At 52.8% G+C, this 19,082-nt stretch carries 14 protein-coding genes and 1 tRNA gene; 7 read left to right on the top strand and 8 right to left on the bottom strand.

Annotated elements, in window-relative coordinates; translation table 11 throughout:
* The first annotated feature begins 48 nt into the window (after positions 1 to 48).
* The 3 genes from SH287x_RS01825 to SH287x_RS01815 all read left to right on the top strand — a co-directional run bounded on the left by SH287x_RS01825 (position 49) and on the right by SH287x_RS01815 (position 2,013).
* A tRNA-Val gene (locus tag SH287x_RS01825) sits at positions 49 to 121 on the top strand.
* A gap of 402 nt (positions 122 to 523) precedes the next feature.
* The gene (locus SH287x_RS01820; protein ID WP_479516734.1) at positions 524 to 1,279 is read left to right on the top strand and encodes a DUF502 domain-containing protein; all 756 of its coding nucleotides are present in this window, start codon (positions 524 to 526) and stop codon (positions 1,277 to 1,279) included.
* Between the two features lie 131 nt (positions 1,280 to 1,410).
* A complete protein-coding gene (locus tag SH287x_RS01815) occupies positions 1,411 to 2,013 on the top strand; it encodes a DUF3611 family protein (RefSeq protein ID WP_479516733.1) in 603 nt (200 codons plus the stop codon).
* Between the two features lie 129 nt (positions 2,014 to 2,142).
* Here SH287x_RS01815 and SH287x_RS01810 read toward each other — a convergent pair whose 3' ends face one another.
* Positions 2,143 to 3,555 (bottom strand): alpha/beta hydrolase, encoded by a 1,413-nt coding sequence (locus tag SH287x_RS01810; protein WP_479516732.1) that lies wholly within the window; start codon positions 3,553 to 3,555, stop codon positions 2,143 to 2,145.
* A gap of 510 nt (positions 3,556 to 4,065) precedes the next feature.
* On the opposite strand from SH287x_RS01810, the gene SH287x_RS01805 reads away from it, so the two are divergent.
* Positions 4,066 to 4,644 carry a response regulator gene (locus SH287x_RS01805; protein ID WP_479516731.1) on the top strand — a complete coding sequence of 193 codons (579 nt, stop codon included), beginning with the start codon at positions 4,066 to 4,068 and terminating at the stop codon, positions 4,642 to 4,644.
* Between the two features lie 269 nt (positions 4,645 to 4,913).
* Positions 4,914 to 5,726, top strand: coding sequence for an ATP-binding protein (locus SH287x_RS01800; RefSeq protein ID WP_479516730.1), 813 nt, complete (start codon positions 4,914 to 4,916; stop codon positions 5,724 to 5,726).
* Positions 5,727 to 6,231: 505 nt separating this feature from the next.
* Here SH287x_RS01800 and SH287x_RS01795 read toward each other — a convergent pair.
* Together SH287x_RS01795 and SH287x_RS01790 are read right to left on the bottom strand one after the other, a co-directional pair.
* Positions 6,232 to 6,672, bottom strand: a complete 441-nt coding sequence (locus SH287x_RS01795) for a hypothetical protein (protein ID WP_479516729.1) — start codon at positions 6,670 to 6,672, stop codon at positions 6,232 to 6,234.
* Positions 6,673 to 6,741: 69 nt separating this feature from the next.
* Positions 6,742 to 7,743 (bottom strand): DUF1559 domain-containing protein, encoded by a 1,002-nt coding sequence (locus tag SH287x_RS01790; protein ID WP_479516728.1) that lies wholly within the window; start codon positions 7,741 to 7,743, stop codon positions 6,742 to 6,744.
* A gap of 333 nt (positions 7,744 to 8,076) precedes the next feature.
* Here SH287x_RS01790 and SH287x_RS01785 point away from each other — a divergent pair, with 333 nt between their 5' ends.
* Entirely contained in the window at positions 8,077 to 9,177 is a 1,101-nt protein-coding gene (locus SH287x_RS01785) for a dihydrodipicolinate synthase family protein (RefSeq protein ID WP_479516727.1), read from the top strand.
* A gap of 162 nt (positions 9,178 to 9,339) precedes the next feature.
* On the opposite strand, the gene SH287x_RS01780 is transcribed toward SH287x_RS01785, so the two are convergent.
* The gene (locus tag SH287x_RS01780) at positions 9,340 to 10,242 is read right to left on the bottom strand and encodes a hypothetical protein (protein WP_479516726.1); all 903 of its coding nucleotides are present in this window, start codon (positions 10,240 to 10,242) and stop codon (positions 9,340 to 9,342) included.
* 706 nt (positions 10,243 to 10,948) lie between these two features.
* On the opposite strand from SH287x_RS01780, the gene SH287x_RS01775 reads away from it, so the two are divergent.
* Complete coding sequence (locus SH287x_RS01775; protein WP_479516725.1) at positions 10,949 to 13,102, top strand: SEC-C domain-containing protein; 2,154 nt, start codon at positions 10,949 to 10,951, stop codon at positions 13,100 to 13,102.
* A gap of 244 nt (positions 13,103 to 13,346) precedes the next feature.
* On the opposite strand, the gene SH287x_RS01770 is transcribed toward SH287x_RS01775, so the two are convergent.
* The 4 genes from SH287x_RS01770 to SH287x_RS01755 all read right to left on the bottom strand — a co-directional run bounded on the left by SH287x_RS01770 (position 13,347) and on the right by SH287x_RS01755 (position 19,037).
* Positions 13,347 to 14,879: a SpoVR family protein gene (locus SH287x_RS01770; protein WP_479516724.1), complete on the bottom strand. Its 1,533-nt coding sequence runs from the start codon at positions 14,877 to 14,879 to the stop codon at positions 13,347 to 13,349.
* Positions 14,880 to 14,976: 97 nt separating this feature from the next.
* On the bottom strand, positions 14,977 to 16,083 hold the full coding sequence (locus SH287x_RS01765; protein WP_479516723.1) for a DUF444 family protein: 1,107 nt from the start codon (positions 16,081 to 16,083) through the stop codon (positions 14,977 to 14,979).
* Between the two features lie 18 nt (positions 16,084 to 16,101).
* Positions 16,102 to 16,779, bottom strand: a complete 678-nt coding sequence (locus SH287x_RS01760) for a Uma2 family endonuclease (RefSeq protein WP_479516722.1) — start codon at positions 16,777 to 16,779, stop codon at positions 16,102 to 16,104.
* A gap of 215 nt (positions 16,780 to 16,994) precedes the next feature.
* Positions 16,995 to 19,037, bottom strand: a complete 2,043-nt coding sequence (locus SH287x_RS01755) for a PrkA family serine protein kinase (RefSeq protein ID WP_479516721.1) — start codon at positions 19,035 to 19,037, stop codon at positions 16,995 to 16,997.
* Positions 19,038 to 19,082: the final 45 nt, after the last annotated feature.

Below are 19,082 nucleotides of genomic sequence, written 5' to 3'. Positions count from 1 at the left end.
CAGGCGAACCAGCAGCCAGAGTTGAGTCTCTTTCTGGTCAGCCGTAATGGTCGATTAACTCAGTGGCTAGAGTGCCATCTTCACACGGTGGAAGTCACAGGTTCGAATCCTGTATCGACCATTTCTTAACTCCCTGCTGAGTCCATACTTGTGACGACCCGCCCAATCGGCGGCGCAGCAGAAAAGAGGGTGGCGCCCCTCATTTCTCCCCTCGCGGCAGATTGTCGCACCCCATGGCCCCTACACCTACATACACAAAAAAACCGTCCCGCGTACGTCCATCATCGCCCGACTGGACAGGCCCGCGTCCGCATCACGACGGGACTGAGAACTGTCGACACACGCCATGGATTTTGTGTGCTCCTCTCCTCGAAAAAATCACCCTGACAAAGACCAACAGCATGTCCGTAAGCTGATGGACATTCTATGCTGCCTGAGTGACGTGATTTCAATCGCCAGCCAGTAACGTTCGTTTGCAACGACAATTCCGTCGACGCAGAGTGGCCAACCGAGAATTCTGCCCATGTCAACCGCCACACCCTTGCCAACCGGCACGCCCATGCCTGAGGCCTCGATTGAACCACCCCAGATTGGTCGCAGTCGCTCTGAGCGGATCGGAGTGACTTTTGTCACGGGTCTGATTGGCCTGCTGCCGCTGGCATTGACCATGGCGGTTTTGGCCTGGGTGGTGATGTTTGCCCATGACCTGTTCGGGCCGGTCAGCCCTCTCGGCAAAATCCTGATGTCGATCGGGATGCCGGTGGCTGCCTGTGAAACCACGGCTTATCTGATCGGCGTCATGGGGGTTCTCCTCGCCATTTATGGGATGGGTGCCCTGATCGAAAATGGCGTGGGGGGAAGTTGGCAACGGATGATGGATCAGGGGCTACGTCGTGTCCCGGCCCTTGGAACGGTTTACGATGCATCGAAGCATGTCACCAGCCTGTTTGATCGCAAGAACGATTCCCTGCAATCGATGACCCCGGTCATGTGCTTTTTTGGTGATGGCGGCGGTATCGGAACACCGGCTCTGATGCCGACTTCGGAACTCGTCCATTTCGGGGGCGAGGCCTACCACATTGTGATTCTGCCAACCGCACCGGTGCCATTCGGCGGTGCACTCTTATGTGTCAAGCAGGAATGGGTTAAGCCCGCCCATTGCAGTCTGGAAGACCTGATTGGTATTTATGTCTCCATGGGAGTGACAGCACCACGCTGTCTCAGCAAACCGGGACAACCCTCTCCGCCTGACGCTTCACCGACGCCAAAGGCCCCGTGATCAGTTTTCAGTTTTCAAAAATCACTGAAACGACCTCTCCGCTTTTAGCATATCTTTTTCAATCTCAGCACTATATTTCTATCTTTATCGCATTACCCATTATCAGCCTGCGCAACGAGAATGGCCCGATCATGACAGTTGATTATTGCCAGAAAATTTCCAAGAGCTTCTCCCGCATGGGCTGGATTGGTGTCTGGGTGCAGGCCATCCTGGCGATCTTTCCTCTGGCCGTCATGTTCTATGTCATGTTGGGAATGGCCACAGGAAGGCGAGAAACTTTAGGTTTCATGGACTATCTCGCGTTTGTAGGACTGGCCATTCTCGGTTTTACAACGATCTGGTCGTTTTACTATACACGGCTGGCTCCGCGGATTGCCGACCCTGCCCGTCGCCCTTCTTTAGCTTCAGTCAGCAGAACACTCTGGATCGGTTTGTGGGCCGGAATGTCCGGTATTGCGATTTCTATGTTTCTATTGATTATTGAAGTAGTGAGACTTCTCATTCTGCTGCTCAAAGCCCCTCAAGGTGGCGTGCCTGTGATGAGAACAGAAGTTGATAGCCGCACTTATTGGATTTCAGCGATTGATATTGTGACCTTGCTGGCAGAACTCTGTACACTGATCGGCGAACTGCTGGTGGTGGGTCTCACACTCTGGCTGCTGTTTCAGGTGACTCGCTACAGCACAAGCTTCCCTCAGCCAATCACTCCGGCAACAACTCCTGAAACTCCATAGTGCCGTGTCACGGCTTTGTCTTCGGGTTGATGTCGCCGCAACGTCCTCCGTTGTCGGACTTAACAACAGAAGAAACCCGAATTTCATACTTTGACAATGCACTCGTCATTCCCGGCTCTCATTCAAGAATCAGTCGTTCCAGAGAATCCAGTACTTTCGACCTTCTCCCGAGCGAAGCGCATGGAGACGGCGGCTGATCATGCTGTCTGGCTGAAGCAGATGGCGGTACAAATCGTCAAAAAACTCTGGGGAATCCGTGAAGAAGTGATGCAGATTTCTTGTCCGATTAATGGGAGTCGCATCCACCATCGACAGATTGCTGAGGCCTTCTTTGGCCTGCAGATCAAGAAGTTCCAACCCTTCTTCAAATTGATACTCGCTGGTTCGCTCTTCCGGTGGCAACGAGATGTCAGCCAGTCGACCAAGTCGTCGATCACGATTGAGCCAGTGGCTCATCAGCAAAGCCTTATCGTTTGAACTGACATAGGCCGTCAAATTCCGGGAATGTTTTTTGATGGCATCGGCAAATTTTGAGTCAAACTCCCGGGCTGACACATCGGGAGCCGCCAGCACCACATGGTCAAATTTCGGCAAGCCTTCTGTGAGTTCCGGATGCGACTGCATCCATTTGAACCCGTCGGCGATGGTCTGGCAGCCAAGGCTGCTTCCCATCACCCAGATTTTTTCAGCTCCCGACTCCTGTGCCAGATTGACGAGAAACTGGCCAAGGACCGGAGCAGAAGCCTCAGCGGCTTTGCGTGATGCCAGATATCCCGTCGGCCCTTCACCCTGATTGCCCGGCCAGTCAAACATCACGACAGGCGTATTGATATCGAGAGCGAAAGCTGTGAAAGCAGTTTTCAGTGCGGCTGTTCGGAACCAGTCTCGAAATCCCCACACAATCACGAAGACCGATTTATGTGGGGAACCGGCGACAGCATCCCGCAGGCGTTCACGAAATTCCTCCTGAGCCAGTTCCCGGTGCCCGGCCCACTCCATCTTCTCGCTATCCAGCCAGATATGCGGCTTGATCGACATCGAAGGCAAGATGCGCACATCAAAGGTGCCTGTGGAAACCTCAGTCCCCAGCGCTTTCCCGCGATTCTCAAAAGTGGCCGGATCGTTGGTGTCGCGGTTTGTTGCATAAAAGAACTGAAATCGCCTCCGATCCCCATCGGGAGAACTCGGCAACCGGGCTGCAAAGGCTGATCTCTCAGGAACAGGCCCCAGACCGGTGAAGTTACGAGTCAAAAACGCGGTGATGAGAGCCACTGCGGCCAGCGACCCCAGATAGAACCCCAGAAACATCAAGCGACGATGCACAACAACGTTCTCCTCTGGCGTCGACGCACTGCCAACGGACGCGGGCAGAAAGCTGACTTCGACCGACATGTGATTATTCAGGATGTTCTGAAGGATAACGCTTCCGGGATTCGTTCCCCATGAAATCTCGTGGCTTTTTGCCGGCTGAATCCGGGCAAAGCTGAATCCCTGGCAGAAACAGGGAGTGGGACAGTCCAGCAGGCCAGGATGGCTTCCCATGAGATGAAACCCGATGTTCCCGGACGCAATTTTCCTGGATCGGCCCGCTTCGTCTCCATCTTTGGTGATGAACGCATCATCAGGAATTTGAGATCGAAGGCCATCATCCCGCGAGAGATCTCCTGAAAAACAAGCTTCTGCATGCGGCCAGAAATGGCTAACACCGCTAAAACAATGCGGCTTTCGCAGTCCACTTGAGCACGGCAAACTTCCCAGCTCAACAAACGTTGACCAATGGCAGAGATTGGTTACAATCGGGCGAGTCGGCAGGATCGGTAAGTTAATCACAATCGTGAAGCCCCGAAAATCCGATGCAAACTGACCATTGTCGCACACCTTGGGGTTTTCGGCAGGTCTGGGGTTTGCCGCCAGTCACGTAATTCGCGTGGTTGGCGGGAATCGGCAGGGAATCGCCACCTCTTCGACTACGGAGAGCGAAGAGGTCACAGTCCAGTGTTCCGACAACTGCCTGACAGTTGACGGGGCCGCTTCAAAGGATGGACGTTCGTCATGAAAACGGTGTTCACAACGGGTGAGGCGGCGAAGATCTGTAAAGTGAGCCAGCAGACGATTATTCGCTGCTTTGATTCAGGCCAGCTGAAAGGTTTTCGCGTCCCCGGATCTCGTTTCCGCCGCATTCCGCGGGATATTCTGTTTCGGTTTATGAAAGAAAACGGCATCCCCACGGATGCCCTGGAAAGCGGTCGTCGCAAAGCTCTTGTGGTCGACGATGATGTCGAGCTTGTTGAACTGATCCGCGATGCGCTGGAAGCAGATGGCCGCTTTGAAGTGCGCGTGGCGAACAACGGGTTCGACGCCGGCATGATGGTCAAAGAATATCGTCCGGACATTATCGTCCTCGACGTGATGCTTCCCGATATCAATGGCAAAGAAGTCTGCCAGCGTGTGCGGAACGATCCCGCTCTCGATGATGTGCGGATTATCTGCATCAGCGGGATGGTGGAAGCCGACAAGATCGACGATCTGCGGAAGTCGGGAGCGAACGAATTCCTGCAGAAGCCGTTTGAAATTGAAACGCTGGTTGACCGCATGTGTCGGCTGCTCGATGTCGAGCCATCCGGTCACTAAGTTGCTCTTAAGTACGTGGGATTTGGCGAGACGCAGGCTGTCGAGTGCATAGAGTCCTCGGAATGCACCATGCTCGTCAGTGACTATGGAAATGCCAAATTGGTGCATTGGCATGCACTCTACATCATGCGTGGAAACTGACGAAGCCACGGCGTCAGCAGGCACGCACAACCGGTGATATGAGGCGTCCAAAGAATTCTCGGCGAAGATTCAACCGCATGATATTCATCGCTGCGGGCCAGCCCTTCGTGAAACCTTCGTGAGACATCATGCCTGCTGATCAATCTGCGCCAGAAAATGGCCCCGAGACATTTTCTGGCGACGGATGGTCGCCAGACCCGGTTTATCTGGCGGCTTTAGCGGAGTTCGCAGCCGGTGCAGGTCATGAGATCAACAATCCGCTGGGCACCATTCTGGGGCGAACCCAGTTGCTTTCAGCCGGAGAAACGCATCCCGAACGACGTCGGCATCTGGATGTGATTGCCAGCCAGGCCTTGCGAATTCGTGACATGATTGGCGACCTCATGCTGTTCGCGAGGCCTCCAGTTCCTCGCAAAGTCCTGACAAATCTGGCATTGCTCGTGGAAAAAGTCTGTGAGAAACAGCGAACCGAAATTGAACTGTCTGGCTGCTTCCTGAAAGTTCAGATCGGCCACTCTGCTGAACCAAACCGTGATTTTATCCCTGTGAATGACTCTGAAAAGGAACCTGCAAGCGAGGGGGCTCCGTCGGACTTAACAGCAGCCGTCGATCCCCATCAGATCTCGATCGTATTAGTGGAACTGTTGCGAAACTCCCGGCAGGCGATGAAGGAAAACGGCGGCGATCTCCTCGTTTCACTCCAGCACTCAACCGGCAATCCCTCAGCGATCTCATTGACAGTGAGCGACCAGGGCAGAGGTTTCACAAAAACTGACCGCCAGCATGCCTTTGATCCGTTTTACTCTGGCCGACAAGCAGGCCGCGGCATTGGATTTGGACTGTGCAAAGTCTGGCAGATTGTCCGCCAGCATGAAGGGACAATCAACATTGCCTCCACGCCTGGCGGCCCGACCACAATCACCGTGATGCTCCCCCGATGATGATCAGATCAACTCTGTAGCCTCTTCTCAGTGTCTGCTCTTCTCAGTGCTTATCCGGAAACTCTCAAATACTTCTCCCTGAGGGAGAAGGTGGCCGCAGGCCGGATGAGGGGGACACGTAGATCTCGATGAAAGGAAGCAGATAGCCATCGAAGATGTATGATCGATCGCTATATGAAACACAGAAGACTAATGCCCCTCACCCCGGCCCTCTCCCGCACGCGGGCATTAGTCTCTACACATCTCAAAAAAACCAAAATAATAGGATAAAACACGAAGCGTAGAGGGACATCACCTGAAACCCAGCCATCCTGTCTTGCCTATTCTGTGAATCTAACGATCTCTTTGAGGACGTTTTTCTACTTTTTCAGAGGATGTTTTTTCGAGTTCAATGTTGACTCAGAGATGTGTAGAGACCAATGCGCACGCGGGAGAGGGAGTGTTCTCGTACAGGCTCTCAGAGATGGTGCCTGAGATGTTGTCATGAACCGCGTGGAGCGCGGCATCACTTCGTCAGTGCAAAATCAACGGTGTTGCTGCCGGCTTTCACATCCGCGGAAAGAGAACCAGGCTTGAGGTATTTGGCCGGAACTTTCTCGCTCTGGGCCGGAATCACTTTCCCTTCTTTTCCGTCGGACGTTGGCGGCTCAGAACGGGCATCGGAACGAGTGGTGATCGACACCTGATGGCTGCCGACTTTCGCTCCGTAATTCTGATTGTCGAAACGCAACGTGTAACGGCCCCCATCGTCCGTTCGCCCTTCAGAGGCTCGGCTATCAGGAGGCTGAAACACGACTAACGCATTGGCAAGAGGTTGCCCTTCCAATGTGACCACACCGCTCACTTTACCCAGCGGAGGCATGCTGGCAGAACCACCACAACCCGTGGTCAAACTCACTATCGAAATCAAACAGAGAGTAGGAGCTAACCCGCATGATGCGTTCACAAACATCTCCTCAGGATGAGACAGAAACAAGGCACGCCGTTCGCCGCGATAACTTACAGAAGATATCTGCTAAAACTCGCCGATCACATACCCGTCGCTAATACCTGCGAGAGCTTCAAACGTGCTGTTGATCGTGGCGGGAGGTGCCGACTCACCGATATTGAAGATGTTCTGGCTGATGAACCGAACGGCCCCATCTCCCATCAGGAAATGGGCACCGCCGGTATGCTGGCTGCTGTAGCTGGCACAATCTGGAGCGCTGACAGCAGAAAGCACCGGGTTGATCCCCCACCTTGTGGTTCCAGCGATCGACATCAAGCCCTGATTCCAGACAGCGCCTGGCGTGTCATTTGCAAATGGCCCGACGTTATTGCCACCATCACGTACCGCGAAGAGTGTGCCTGCGCTCATGCGGGTGCTTCCCGAGAGCCATGCCCGTTCCCCGATCAGGAATGTATTGCTGCTGCCGTCTGTGATGCTGGAAAAATTGATGCGACTGTTCCGATAGAACGCTCCACTGGCCGCCACTGAACCGTCGGTTCCGGGTGCCCCCGCCTGCCGGACAGATGAGGTGTTGTTGGAGACCACATAATTGGTGAGTGGCAGACCGCGATTGTTGGTGCCATTGTCTTCGATCGCATAACCTGCATCGACAGCGGTATCATGTACCTGCGGGCCGTTGTCGGAGGGACAATCAAAACCGGCAAGAAAGGTCTGCATCGCCCGTTGATTGGCCTGCATGGCTGGACTGGGAAGCTGACCATTCACATTGAGTGTGTTAAACAGCGGCGTCTGGTCGATATAAGGCAACAGGAAAGCCGACCAGGCCCAATGCCCCTTGTTGTCTGTCACACTTGCCTGCACATAAGCGGGGGGCAGCGTATTGAAAACATCATGGTAATTGTGCATCGCAATCCCCAATTGCTTGAGGTTATTCCGACACTGGGTGCGGCGGGCCGCTTCCCGAGCCTGTTGAACAGCCGGCAGCAGCAAAGCAATCAAAATCGCGATAATCGCAATCACCACAAGAAGTTCGATCAGAGTGAACGCAGCCCGAGAACGAGTTGGCATCGGCATCATGTGACCCCCAGTCAAAATTAGGAGAATAACTGTAGAGATAGCTGAAATGATTCAGAATCGCAGAACGGAACAGAGCAAAAACGACGACAAATAAGAATTGATCTCTCAGTATCGCCAATCCGCGCCTAAACACACAAGCATGCTTTGATATGGTTGCTTCGGTTTATTAAAAATACCAGTTCTAGAATGAGTTTTTCTCCCTGCTTGTGAGGGGTAACCCCTGCCTCAGCCGTGAAATGCCGACGATGCGAAGCCAGACAGATCGTGCAACAGCAGGCCTCATCCGCGAGCACACCGCTTAAGACCACAGATAAGAAACATCCCATGTCGCCCATTGCCCGTCCTTCTTCAACCAAGCTCCGCGGTATTCTCACGCCGAACATCGTCCCGCTGGATGCCAACGGGCGTATCCACGAAGAAGAGTTGCGGCGGTACGTCGATTGGTTGATCGCCAAGGGGGTTCATGGACTCTACCCCAATGGTTCCACCGGGGAATTCCTCCGTTTTACGGCGGAAGAACGCCTGGAAATCATGCGGATCATTCTCGATCAGGTGAAAGGCCGCGTTCCTGTGCTGGCGGGAGCAGCCGAGGCCAATACCCGTGAAACAATCCGGGCCTGTGAAGCCTATTACGACATGGGAGCCACCGCCGTCGCGATCGTGGCCCCGTTCTATTACAAGCTCAGCCCGCGAGCGGTTTATGCCTATTTCAAGGAAATCGCGGACAACACACCGATTGATGTCACGCTGTATAACATCCCTCTGTTCGCCAGCCCGATCGATGTTACAACCGTCCAGAAATTGGCTTTGGATTGCCCGAAAGTTGTCGGCATCAAGGATTCATCCGGCGACCTGCCGCATATGATTCGCATGATCCAGGCCATTCGCCCCCACCGGCCCGAGTTCAGCTTTCTGACCGGTTGGGATGCGGCTCTCATGCCCATGCTGCTGATTGGCTGCGATGGTGGAACAAATGCCAGTTCAGGCGTCGTTCCCGAAATCACCCGCCAACTCTTTGAACTTTGTGAAGCTGGCAAGATCAACGAGGCCCGTGACGTTCAATACGAACTGGTCACACTCTTTGACGCCATGATCCAATCGGCTGAATTCCCTGATGGTTTTCGTCTGGGAGTCCGTCTACGCGGCTTTGACACAGGTTCTGGCCGCCAGCCTTTGACGACCGAACAGCAGTCAGAACTCGTCAAGCTTGCCGACACGCTCCAGTGCCTGCTGGCCCGCCATGGATTTACCGACGCTCCGCATGCTGGTTGTGACCCTCAGACTCCACCCAGCAGTCACTCACAACTCACTGCTCAAGGAAAATCCTCTCCCTCGGCTGCTTCCTCCCCAATGATCCCGTTGGGCGAAGATCAGCTCACACAGATTGTCCAGAATGTTCTCAATGAACTGGGGCAAAGGCGATAAAGCCAGCCTGAAAACCTCTCGCCCCAATCGGTAATCACCACCAGGGCGTTGCTTTTCTGACTTCGGAGTTGGCCTCATAATGGGAATGAAGGTGTATTACCCTTTAAAATCGCGCCTCATCGCGTGATTTCAAAGGGTAATAGAGACTCAATTTACTTCGTATCAGTTCCATTCGGGGCGATGTTCAATACGCCCGATGATCTGTTCGAGTTGCGAAAGCCGTTGAGTCGCTTCGTCCCGCTGCGGAATGGCTTGGCCTTGCTCAAAATGGTGGAGAGCTTTTTTCAAGCGGCGCCTGGCACGGTGGTGCTCGCCGTGCACCTGGCAGAGCGTTGCCATGTGTAAGTGATCCAGCCCCATCCCCATGTGGTCACCAGCGGCTCGATGATGTCGCCAGGCGAGCCTCAAACGAGAAAACGTCTCATCGGCATCTCCATTCATCATCGCCACCAGCGCCAAAGTTCCCCAGTCAGCGCCCGCTTCGTCAGAGGGATGAACAGCAGGAGAATTTTCGTCGGCTGACTCCAGACTCAAGGCGGCTTGTGCTAACTGATCAGCCAGCGGAAGACGCCCCGAGATCAGCGCATCGAGGGAAAGGTTTGATAAATCAAAAGCGTCTGACGTCTCGCTGGAGAGGATTGCGAGTTGCTGAAACCGACGGGCACTTGTGAAGTCACCCACATGCCGATAAACGGTGGCAATCAGGCTCGCCGCGCGGGATTGAGTGCTGTGACAAGCCAGTTCGTTGGCAAAATCCTGAAGCTGGCAGGCATAGCCCATCGCTTCTCGGGCATCGCCACGCCGTAAAGAAATCACCGCTAACAGTTCCAGGCATTCTCGTGGCGCCAGTTCGTCATTGCAGAGGCCACCAATGAATTCTTCCGCAGCGTCCAGATCCCCTGCCAGAATCGCTTGCCGAATCACGGCCAGATCAGAGTCGATTCGTCTCTGCTCTTCGCTCATCTCGTCGTTAGGGATAGCACCGCCGTCGGCAGGATCAGGTTCAAATGCCCAATCGCCGGAATCTCCTTCAAATGACGAGGAATCGCCTGACCAGTCAACCATGATCGCCGTCCTTCTTTCATCAGCCCAATGAAATGAAGACGAGCATCCCTGGGTTCAACGCTGTGGCGAGTGTTGAGACCAAGAAAAACGTGCAGGAAACCCGAGATGGAAAGATCTTCACCAAAGTTGCCAGATCTTTCAAGACTCATCACCCCACCTAAGCCTCCGGAAATACCGAAATTCACGATAATTCCGTGAGGAGGCATTCCATCAACACGCGAAATTTCAGTGAAGTCCGCCTGTGCCAGCCAAAGGGCGATCAAAAGCACCCATGATGCAAACCGCTCTTAACAGGCCACGGGATTTGAAGATACGCTCTTTCCATAGGAAGTTTTCTGGCGTCCTGATAGACTCGGTTGATTGTGCCATGCGTTATGGCAAATCTGCGTGACCGAGCCTTCTCGACTGATCAGCAGATAATCACCAGAATCCTCCCCCTGCGTTCATTCCCACTTTCAAGCGAAAACAGCAAAGAAAAAACAGCCGGTTCCCTGACACCAGGGGCCAACTGACAAAAGTCAACGCAAGGGCTGCTCCTGATAATCTTCTCACTGAAATCGTTGATGATCATTCGCTCATACATTCTTAACAACAAACAAATCTGACTGACGCCAGCCGGCGACCCCATAGACATACCGACACATGACTCTCTGCTGATCGAGACCACCAATCTGGAAACTCGATGAGCGACAAGGAAGGAAAAAACATGTCGACTGACCTCTACCAGCCGTGCCCCTGTGGGAGCGGGAAGAAGCTCAAGTTCTGCTGTGCATCAATTGCCGACGAAATGGCCCGGGTCGATCGTCTGATCTCAGACGGTCAGTTCCGTCCGGCAATTCAGGCTTTGGAAACCATCGATAAGAAGGTGGCCGCAGACACCTCCAGCCATGCCTGGGTGATCACAACCAAGTCAACGATCCACCTCCAGATGGAGCGTCCGGATCTGGCTCGCGACGAGCTGAAAACTCTGCTCGAAACGCACACTGATAATGACTATGGGTTCTGCCTGTACGCCATGGCCTCATTGGCAACAGATAGCTACGAGCCTTCTCGAAAAATCATTCAAAAGGCATTTTTCCGCTGCACTCGCAAGTATCCTGCCATGTGCAGCCATTTGGCGATTGGTATCGCCACGGTCATGATGTCGCGCAGCGCCTGGATGGCCACACGGGAAGCCATGTCACTGGCTCTCCGGCTCGCTTCGGAAGAAGAGCGACAGGATGTGTTCGTTCGCCTGCTTCAGATTGACAACAATCCTCAGATCCCCTGGCCGCTACGTGGTGCCCATCATCTCCCGGAATTCTCGGGGACGGAAGACCACGAAAAGGAATATAAAAAAGGCCAGAAGTTCGTACACATCGGCTGCTTTGAAGCGGCTGCCGACACTCTGACCGCTCTTTCCCGCCAACTCCCCGAATCGGCCAGCGTTGCACATGCAGCAGCTTTGTGCCGAGCCTGGGATGGGAATGAAGCCGAAGCTGCCGCTGGTTTTTATCAAGCCGCCAGGCTCTATGCCGATCGCCCGAAAGCGGTCGAATGTGAGACCCTCGCTCAACTGCTACAGATCAGCGCCAATTCCGATGAACCGAATCTGGTGCGCCAGCAATTCGAGACCACTTCAGTCTCACGCCTGCTGACAGCTCTCGACCAGCATGACCGCCTGGACCGTGAAGAACGCGACCTTTCCCAACTGCAAGTCCCACCGGTTGCGATCTATCAGATCTATGACCGCAGCCTCAAAGACGTTTCGGATAGCCAGGGGATTCCTACCCCCGAGCAGCTTCCCGCATCGATGGGCGAAATTCATATTTTTGATGCTGCTGCGGATGGTTCTTCTCCAGCAATCGTCGGGCTGGTCAGCTATGCCGGCCACGATATGGAGACAGCTTCTCAATTACTGACATCGCTCGCAGGCGATCTGATCAAGGCCTCTGATGAGCCTGTCGCGCCGGTCGCCGGCGTTCCTGATCAGTGGGTTGAAATGCAACGCCAGCATTACTTCCCCAAGCGGCTCACTCCAACTCAAGTGCGTGAGCTGGATCAGAATCTGTTCCAATGGAAGCTCGACCATAAATGGGCCGATTCTCCCGCCGTGGGACTGAGTGGAAAATCACCGCGGGAAGCCGCCAAAGATCCGGCGTTGAACATTCCTGTCACCGCTGCGATTTTTGTTCTGGATGCTTTTGCAGCCCAGGTTCGCAAACTGCTGGATATCAACAAAGTCTTTGCAGAATTAGGAGTCGAACCACTCCCTCAGCTGGAAGTGACTGCTGATTCTCCCCTCTCTAATCTGTCAGTGATCGACTTCCAGCGGCTCCCCGTGACCAAGCTGTCAGACGACCAACTGAAACTGGCTTTCAACCGGGCATTACTCATCCAGCATCCTCAATTCCTCTATGAAGTCGAGCTGGAAATCACCCGCCGGCCAGACCCACTGACTAAAGTGGATCGCGTCAAGCTGTATCGTTCTCTCGGTGAAATGGAGATCCTTCGTAATAACTTTGAAGGAGCACTCCATTGGATTGGTGAAGAACGCAAGCTGCCAGTTCCTGAAGGAGCGACAGAGTTCTCATTCAATCTGCAGCACGATATGTACGAACTCAACCTGCGCGCCATGGCTCCCGAAGTTTCCGGTTACGACGAGCTGGTCACCAAGTTTGTGAGCTATTACCTGCCCAAGCTGCCACAACTGCGAGAATTCCTTGAGACCGTCTCCACCATGTCAGGACGACCTCTTCCAGGAATGACCGCCTCGGGACTGGTCACTTCTGCTGCTCCCTCTGCAGGCGGGCTATGGACACCAGATCAACCCACGGCCGCCCCGGCATCAGGCGGTGGCCTCTGGATTCCCGGACAATAAATCGCGATTTCCCCTTAAAATCAACAAGCCCCCGCCCCTGGTTTTTCATTGACCAGAGGGCGGGGGCTTTTTTTACTCATACGCATTTCAATTTGAAGTAGCGCTCTGTGTGCCCTGCTTGCGGCTTTGAGCATGTCTCTATGACTCCCGGCCAGGCCCAGCTCATTGCACGGAGACACTCCGGAACTCTTTCCGTCAGTTGGGCAGAAATCGTTGGTGAATTCTGATCCGCAGTGTGCCGCGTCTATGCCGCTTTTGTCTGATGGGTCTGGCCATCGAATGAAATGACTGAGAGTTTGTCGTCGATCATCGTTTCAATATGTACCGGCCTGGCCCAGAGCTTGTGCAGGCTTGTCAGTGTGTCTCTTGCATGATCCTGCTTGAGTTCCATCCCCTGGAACTGATGCTGCAAATAAAGCTCGCCCCGGTTTCGATAGTTGCCATCCACGACATAGATGAATGGTCGCCCATGATTCGTCAGGCTGTTTAATAACTGTGATTTAATCTGAGCAAACTCTCGAGAGGCGATTTCATATTGATCCGCTGAAGGGTTGTAGGCAAACGAAAACATCTTGTGCTGGGCACAGAATTCAGGGGTCAGGAATTCGTCGATAAATGTGATGTCATTGTGAATTCGGCGGACTTCAAAAATCTTCTCTCGCCCCAGGCCCACATCGCGTTTCCAGCGAGCCTTTTCTTTCATATCGGTACAGTTCTCGTACTCCGCTCCGAATTGACCGTTGTTCCAGCGCTCTTCGATATTTCGAAACAGTTCAATACCGACTTTATAGGGATTAAGCCGCTGAGGTGTCATGGCTACGGTGCCGCTGTGATGGTCGGCATAATCAATGACTTCCGAATCGTTTAACCCATGGCGGGTCATCAGGAAGGTATGCCAGTAACTGGCCCAGCCTTCATTCATGATTTTTGTCTGCCCTTGCGGGGCAAAATAATAGGCTTCATCCCGGATCATTGATAGCACATCATGCTGCCAGTCTCGCAGTGGCGCATGTTGCAGAAGAAATTGAAGCACGTCCCGTTGAGGTTGCTCCGGGAAAGAACGTTTTTTGACTCGTTCGACTTCCCGGTCTTTCCGTTCTTTCGCCTCACGTTCCAGCACCTCAGGGGGATTAATGAACTGCTCCATATAGCCTTTGGAGGGAAACTTACCTTCCGTCGCTAAATACTCGAAATCTTCGTCTCGCAAGAGGGCGGCATGAGGCATCGCAGAAATTTCTGGAGCACGCTTGATATGTACTGAGTGTGGATCAATCAGATCTTCCAGTGACAGGCAGGCATCAATGAACTGTTCGACAGGCTCGTAGCCATGACGATCAATGTAGCGGCTGATCCGTGCCCCATGATTGGCCATCTGGTTCAGCATCTTGCGATTTGTCTGCGAAAAGAAAGCGTTGTTCTTAAAGAAGTCGCAATGGCCATAAACATGGGCGATGACCAGTTTCTGGTCAATCATCATGTTGGTGTTCAGCAGATAGGCATAGCAGGGGTCATTGTTAATGACCATTTCGTAAATCCGCTGCAAGCCGTACATATGTGTCTTGATCAGTTCGTCATACTCAGCCCCGAATCTCCAGTGAGGATATCGCGTGGGAAATCCCCCGTAGGCGGCAAACATACAGAGTTCTTCCAGGTCGAGAACTTCAAAGATCGTCTCGAAAAAATCTAGGCCATATCCTCGCGCGAATTCTTCCGTCCTGAGTTGAACGTCCCGCAATTCGGCCGGCAACTGGCGATGAGTCGAGATCGACGTGGCCATGGGATTCCTTCACTCTTGGCAATCTTGTGAATCAGCCGCCTGTTATTTCATTCATGATTCAACGAGGCAGAAGTTAAAGGCATTTTTTGTGAAATGCTTACTTCCCTTTTCCCAGGAACGTCTTGATCGAGTCGTAGATCCCTTCGCGATTCTTGATTTCAGAAAGTATTAAATTGTCAAACCGGGGCACGATTTTTTTGAGTTCACGAAGATAGTCACCTGTCCCATAAGGACTTTCGACCTGCCCATAACAGAAGAGATTGCAGACGGGGATGAGGTCTTGCTGGAGCTTTTGCATGCAGAGCGTGTTGTCTTCACCCCAGTTGTCACCATCACTAAATTGAAAGCAATAGATATTCCAGTCCACAGGGGGGAAATCACGTTCGATAATCTTCTGAGCCATGTTGTAGGCTGAAGAAATTCGCGTCCCGCCACTTTCCCGCGTCCGATAGAAGGTGTCTTCGTCGACTTCATGAGCAACAGCGTCATGAACAATATAGCGACGTTGTAAACCGTCATATTGGCTGCGCAGCCAGGTATCGATCCAGAATGATTCCGTCCGAACGATCTGTTTCTGATCGTCCGTCATCGATCCCGAAACATCCATCATATAGACGACAGCCGCATTGGCGTGCGGGAGTACGACTTCCGACGAAGAACGAAAGCGTTCATCTTCATGAGTGGGGATGACAACGGGAGTCTTAGGGTCATAACCGCCCGTAGCAATGAGTCGTCGCAGCGCCCGTTTATAAGTCCGTTTGAAATGCCGGAGCGATTTCGGCCCGGTCTGCCGAATGCTGTTATAGCGAAGTTTTTTTGTCTTGAGCGTGCTGTCCCCTTTAGGGGTGATGTGGGGAAGTTCCAACTCGCTGCCGAGCATATCGGCGAGTTCATCCAGCGTGAGTTCCGCTTCACGAATGTGCTGCCCTTCATTATCGCCAGGTTGAGCGAGTCCTCCTTCCTGATCCCCACCTTTGCCAATGGGCTGCCCCGCTTCCCCTTCGCCTTGACCCACACCGCCAGAGCCTTTATTCCCATGGCGAAAGCGCGGGATATCAAGATTGGGGATCGGGATGCTGACGACTTCGCGCCCTTGCCGCCCCAGGATTTCGCCTTGAGTGATATATTTCTTTAACCCCTCACGAACCTTCCCCCGGACGATCTCTTTAAATCGTTGCGTATCAATATCAATGGGTCTGGTCATTGTATGGCCTCATGCCAGTCACTGGCGGGACTCATCCGCGTTAGTCGTGAGTTGACCTGCCGCGAAGCAAGCCGTGGTATCGATCTGAAAGCCGGGCAGTAATCGGGACTTAGCGATGGTCCCTGGATGAAACTCGCCCCAAAGTTCGTAATCAGTGGATTTATCAGAAAGCGTGAGGATCGTGATACGGGATTCATCAGGATCGACAATCCAGTATTCAGGGATGCCGGCAATCGCGTAATCTTTCCGCTTGTCGAGATAGTCACGGTCACGATCAGAAGGCGAGCCACTGACAACCTCCATGACCAGATCGGCCCCTTCAGGGTATTTGTGATTTTTCTCTAGTCGATCTTTTGATACATAAACCAAATCGGGTTCGCGATAACTGTGTTCGGTGATTCGGACTGGAACTGGGGCTACGACCGCGTCACCTGGTATTTGAAACGATCTCAAATGGAGGCGAATTGCATCGAAAAGAAATGCGAGAATTCGCTGGTGTGACCATGTTGGCATCGGCGGAAACTCCAGAACCCCGTCGACAAGCTCGATCAGACGATTGCTGTTGATAGCCAGGTAAGAGTGTTCCGTCCAATGCCCCTGGAGGGGAAATTGATCCACGAGTTCCCACGTCGGATCGCCCTTGCGCGAACGGGGAGTCTGAGTTTCCCCAGTGGTGATGTTTGTCACAGTCGACATGTGATACCGATCCTGAACGTTTCAATTCATGGCCGCGGTGCAGTCCAGCGGAAGCTGAGAATTCTTAGCCTACCAGAGTGGGGCGCCGCCCTGCCAATTGGAAAAATCTCTGTTTTGCCCTTTCTTTTTTATCATCTCTCATTGGTTCGTCGTGACTGTTCCCGAAGCGGGCACAGCCAGGACGGCGTGAACCAATGAGAGAAAACATCTCACCATCAATCCCGTTTTGCGTCACCGCGAGCAAAGATACTGGCGACATACTGCAAGACATCGTGAGCCGATTCATCGTTATATCCAAAGTCCCGGATGAGGCGTCCTTTGACAATATCGATTTTCTCTTGTGTGTCTTTATCGACCACGTTCGAGACCAGACTCGTCAACTTGATCGTATCCTTCTGATCCTCAAAGAGTTTCATCTCCAGGGCTTTATGCAGTCGTTCGTTGGTCTTGTAATCAAATCGTTTTCCATCCAGAGCCAATGCCCCAATGTAGTTCATAATCTCCCGGCGGAAGTCATCCTTCCGAGTTTCCGGAATATCAATTCGTTCTTCAATCGACCGCATCAGGCGTTCATCGGGCTGCTCGTCCTGCCCGGTAAACTTGTTTCTGACACGCTCACGCTGAGTATAGGCCTTCACATTGTCAATATAGTTACCGCACAATCGCGTGAGGGCTTCATCATCAGCAGCAATAGCACGCTGGACTTCGTTCTTCACAACGTCGGTATACTCTTCTTTCACAATCGAGATCAGCCGCCGATAGGCATCCCGTGTGTCCTCATTGGGAATCAGCGAGTGGTGTTTTAATCCTCCCTCCAATTCATTGAGCATCATGAACGGGTTGATGCTGGTGGCGTCGGCATTATTCACCAGAGCATTTGAAATTTTATCTTGAACATATCGAGGAGAAATCCCTTCCATTCCTTCGTGTTTCGCTTCTTTACGAAGCTGCTCCACGTTGTCCATGGTGAAGCCGGGTAATGATTTTCCGTTATAGAGTTTCAATTTCTGCAGGAGGGTCAGCCCGTGATGCTTCGGTTCTTCCAGACGTGTTAATACGGCCCAGATCGCGGCCACTTCAAGCGTGTGGGGAGCAATGTGTTTACCACGAACTCGCCGGCTGTTGTAATCTTTTTCATAGATCGAGAGTTCCTGCGTCAATTTCGTGACGTAAGGGATATCAATCTTAACGGTACGATCTCGCAACGCCTCCATGAATTCATTCGATTGAAGTTTCCGATATTCCGGTTCATTCGTGTGCCCGATGATGACCGTGTCGATATCTGTCTGGGCAAACTTTTTGGGCTTGATCTTGTGTTCCTGCGACGCGCCCAGCAGGTCGTAGAGAAAAGCAACATCCAGCTTTAAAACTTCGATGAACTCGATCATGCCGCGATTGGCGACATTAAATTCTCCATCAAAATTGAACGCCCGCGGATCGGATTCACTCCCATACTCGGCAATCTTGCGGTAGTTAATATCTCCGGTCAGTTCGGTGGAATCCTGATTTTTTTCATCTTTAGGCTGAAATGTACCGATCCCAATCCGATCGGCCTCGGAGAGAAAGAATCTCTTGACGACGATCGACTCCAGCACCTTGGTCCAATCGCCGTTTTCTTCAGCCAACCTTTCGCGGAAATAGAACCGGGAAAGCGGGCAGACATCCCCTTTAATCTCGATCGGGTAAACAGCATCGGACTCAGAATTTAACTGGTCAAAGAGTTCTTGCCGAAACGCTTGAGGAACCAGTTGTAAAGGTTCGCCATTCATGGGATCCCAGGTGATCGAGCCATCTTTTTCTTTCCATCCAAATGTATAGACAGCCCCTTCCGGCTTGAGGGAATAGCGTTCGACCCCTTTTTTCAGCAGCCTGGCGATCGTTGATTTTGAACTCCCGACAGGCCCATGGAGCAACAGGACGCGGCGTTCGCTGCCATATTTCAAAGCGGCACTTCGAAAGACTGAAACCAGCTGGGAAAGTTCTTCCGTCAGGCCAAAAATGGCATCCCGGCCACCGTTATCCGGATCGTCAAAGAACGCGAATCGTTTGATTCCATCACGACGCCCTTCATCGACATAATAAGAGCCATACGACGTCACCATGTCATACATCCGCTGATGAGCGGAACGCACGACGCCGGGGTTCTCGCGGACAATATCCAGATATTCGGAGAACGAGCCTTGCCAGTGCTCTTGCCAGAAGGCATCCGCGCTCTGACGAGCAGAAAACTTATCCAGCAGATCGCGTCCTGTGACCATTGTTACACTCCTTCGTGAAGATTCCGTTCTCTCTCATCTCTCCGA

It is taken from the genome of Planctopirus sp. SH287 (assembly GCF_056500625.1).
This window is presented reverse-complemented; position numbering and strand designations above follow the sequence as displayed.

Excerpts from the sequence above, each read along its gene's own strand:
- SH287x_RS01775 (WP_479516725.1), top strand. The coding sequence starts at position 10,949 with ATGTCGACTGACCTCTACCAGCCGTGCCCCTGTGGGAGCGGGAAGAAG.
- SH287x_RS01805 (WP_479516731.1), top strand. The coding sequence starts at position 4,066 with ATGAAAACGGTGTTCACAACGGGTGAGGCGGCGAAGATCTGTAAAGTG.
- SH287x_RS01780 (WP_479516726.1), bottom strand. The coding sequence starts at position 10,242 with ATGGTTGACTGGTCAGGCGATTCCTCGTCATTTGAAGGAGATTCCGGC.
- SH287x_RS01810 (WP_479516732.1), bottom strand. The coding sequence starts at position 3,555 with ATGGGAAGCCATCCTGGCCTGCTGGACTGTCCCACTCCCTGTTTCTGC.
- SH287x_RS01820 (WP_479516734.1), top strand. The coding sequence starts at position 524 with ATGTCAACCGCCACACCCTTGCCAACCGGCACGCCCATGCCTGAGGCC.
- SH287x_RS01815 (WP_479516733.1), top strand. The coding sequence starts at position 1,411 with ATGACAGTTGATTATTGCCAGAAAATTTCCAAGAGCTTCTCCCGCATG.
- SH287x_RS01760 (WP_479516722.1), bottom strand. The coding sequence starts at position 16,779 with ATGTCGACTGTGACAAACATCACCACTGGGGAAACTCAGACTCCCCGT.
- SH287x_RS01765 (WP_479516723.1), bottom strand. The coding sequence starts at position 16,083 with ATGACCAGACCCATTGATATTGATACGCAACGATTTAAAGAGATCGTC.
- SH287x_RS01790 (WP_479516728.1), bottom strand. The coding sequence starts at position 7,743 with ATGCCAACTCGTTCTCGGGCTGCGTTCACTCTGATCGAACTTCTTGTG.
- SH287x_RS01800 (WP_479516730.1), top strand. The coding sequence starts at position 4,914 with ATGCCTGCTGATCAATCTGCGCCAGAAAATGGCCCCGAGACATTTTCT.
- SH287x_RS01785 (WP_479516727.1), top strand. The coding sequence starts at position 8,077 with ATGTCGCCCATTGCCCGTCCTTCTTCAACCAAGCTCCGCGGTATTCTC.
- SH287x_RS01770 (WP_479516724.1), bottom strand. The coding sequence starts at position 14,879 with ATGGCCACGTCGATCTCGACTCATCGCCAGTTGCCGGCCGAATTGCGG.
- SH287x_RS01755 (WP_479516721.1), bottom strand. The coding sequence starts at position 19,037 with ATGGTCACAGGACGCGATCTGCTGGATAAGTTTTCTGCTCGTCAGAGC.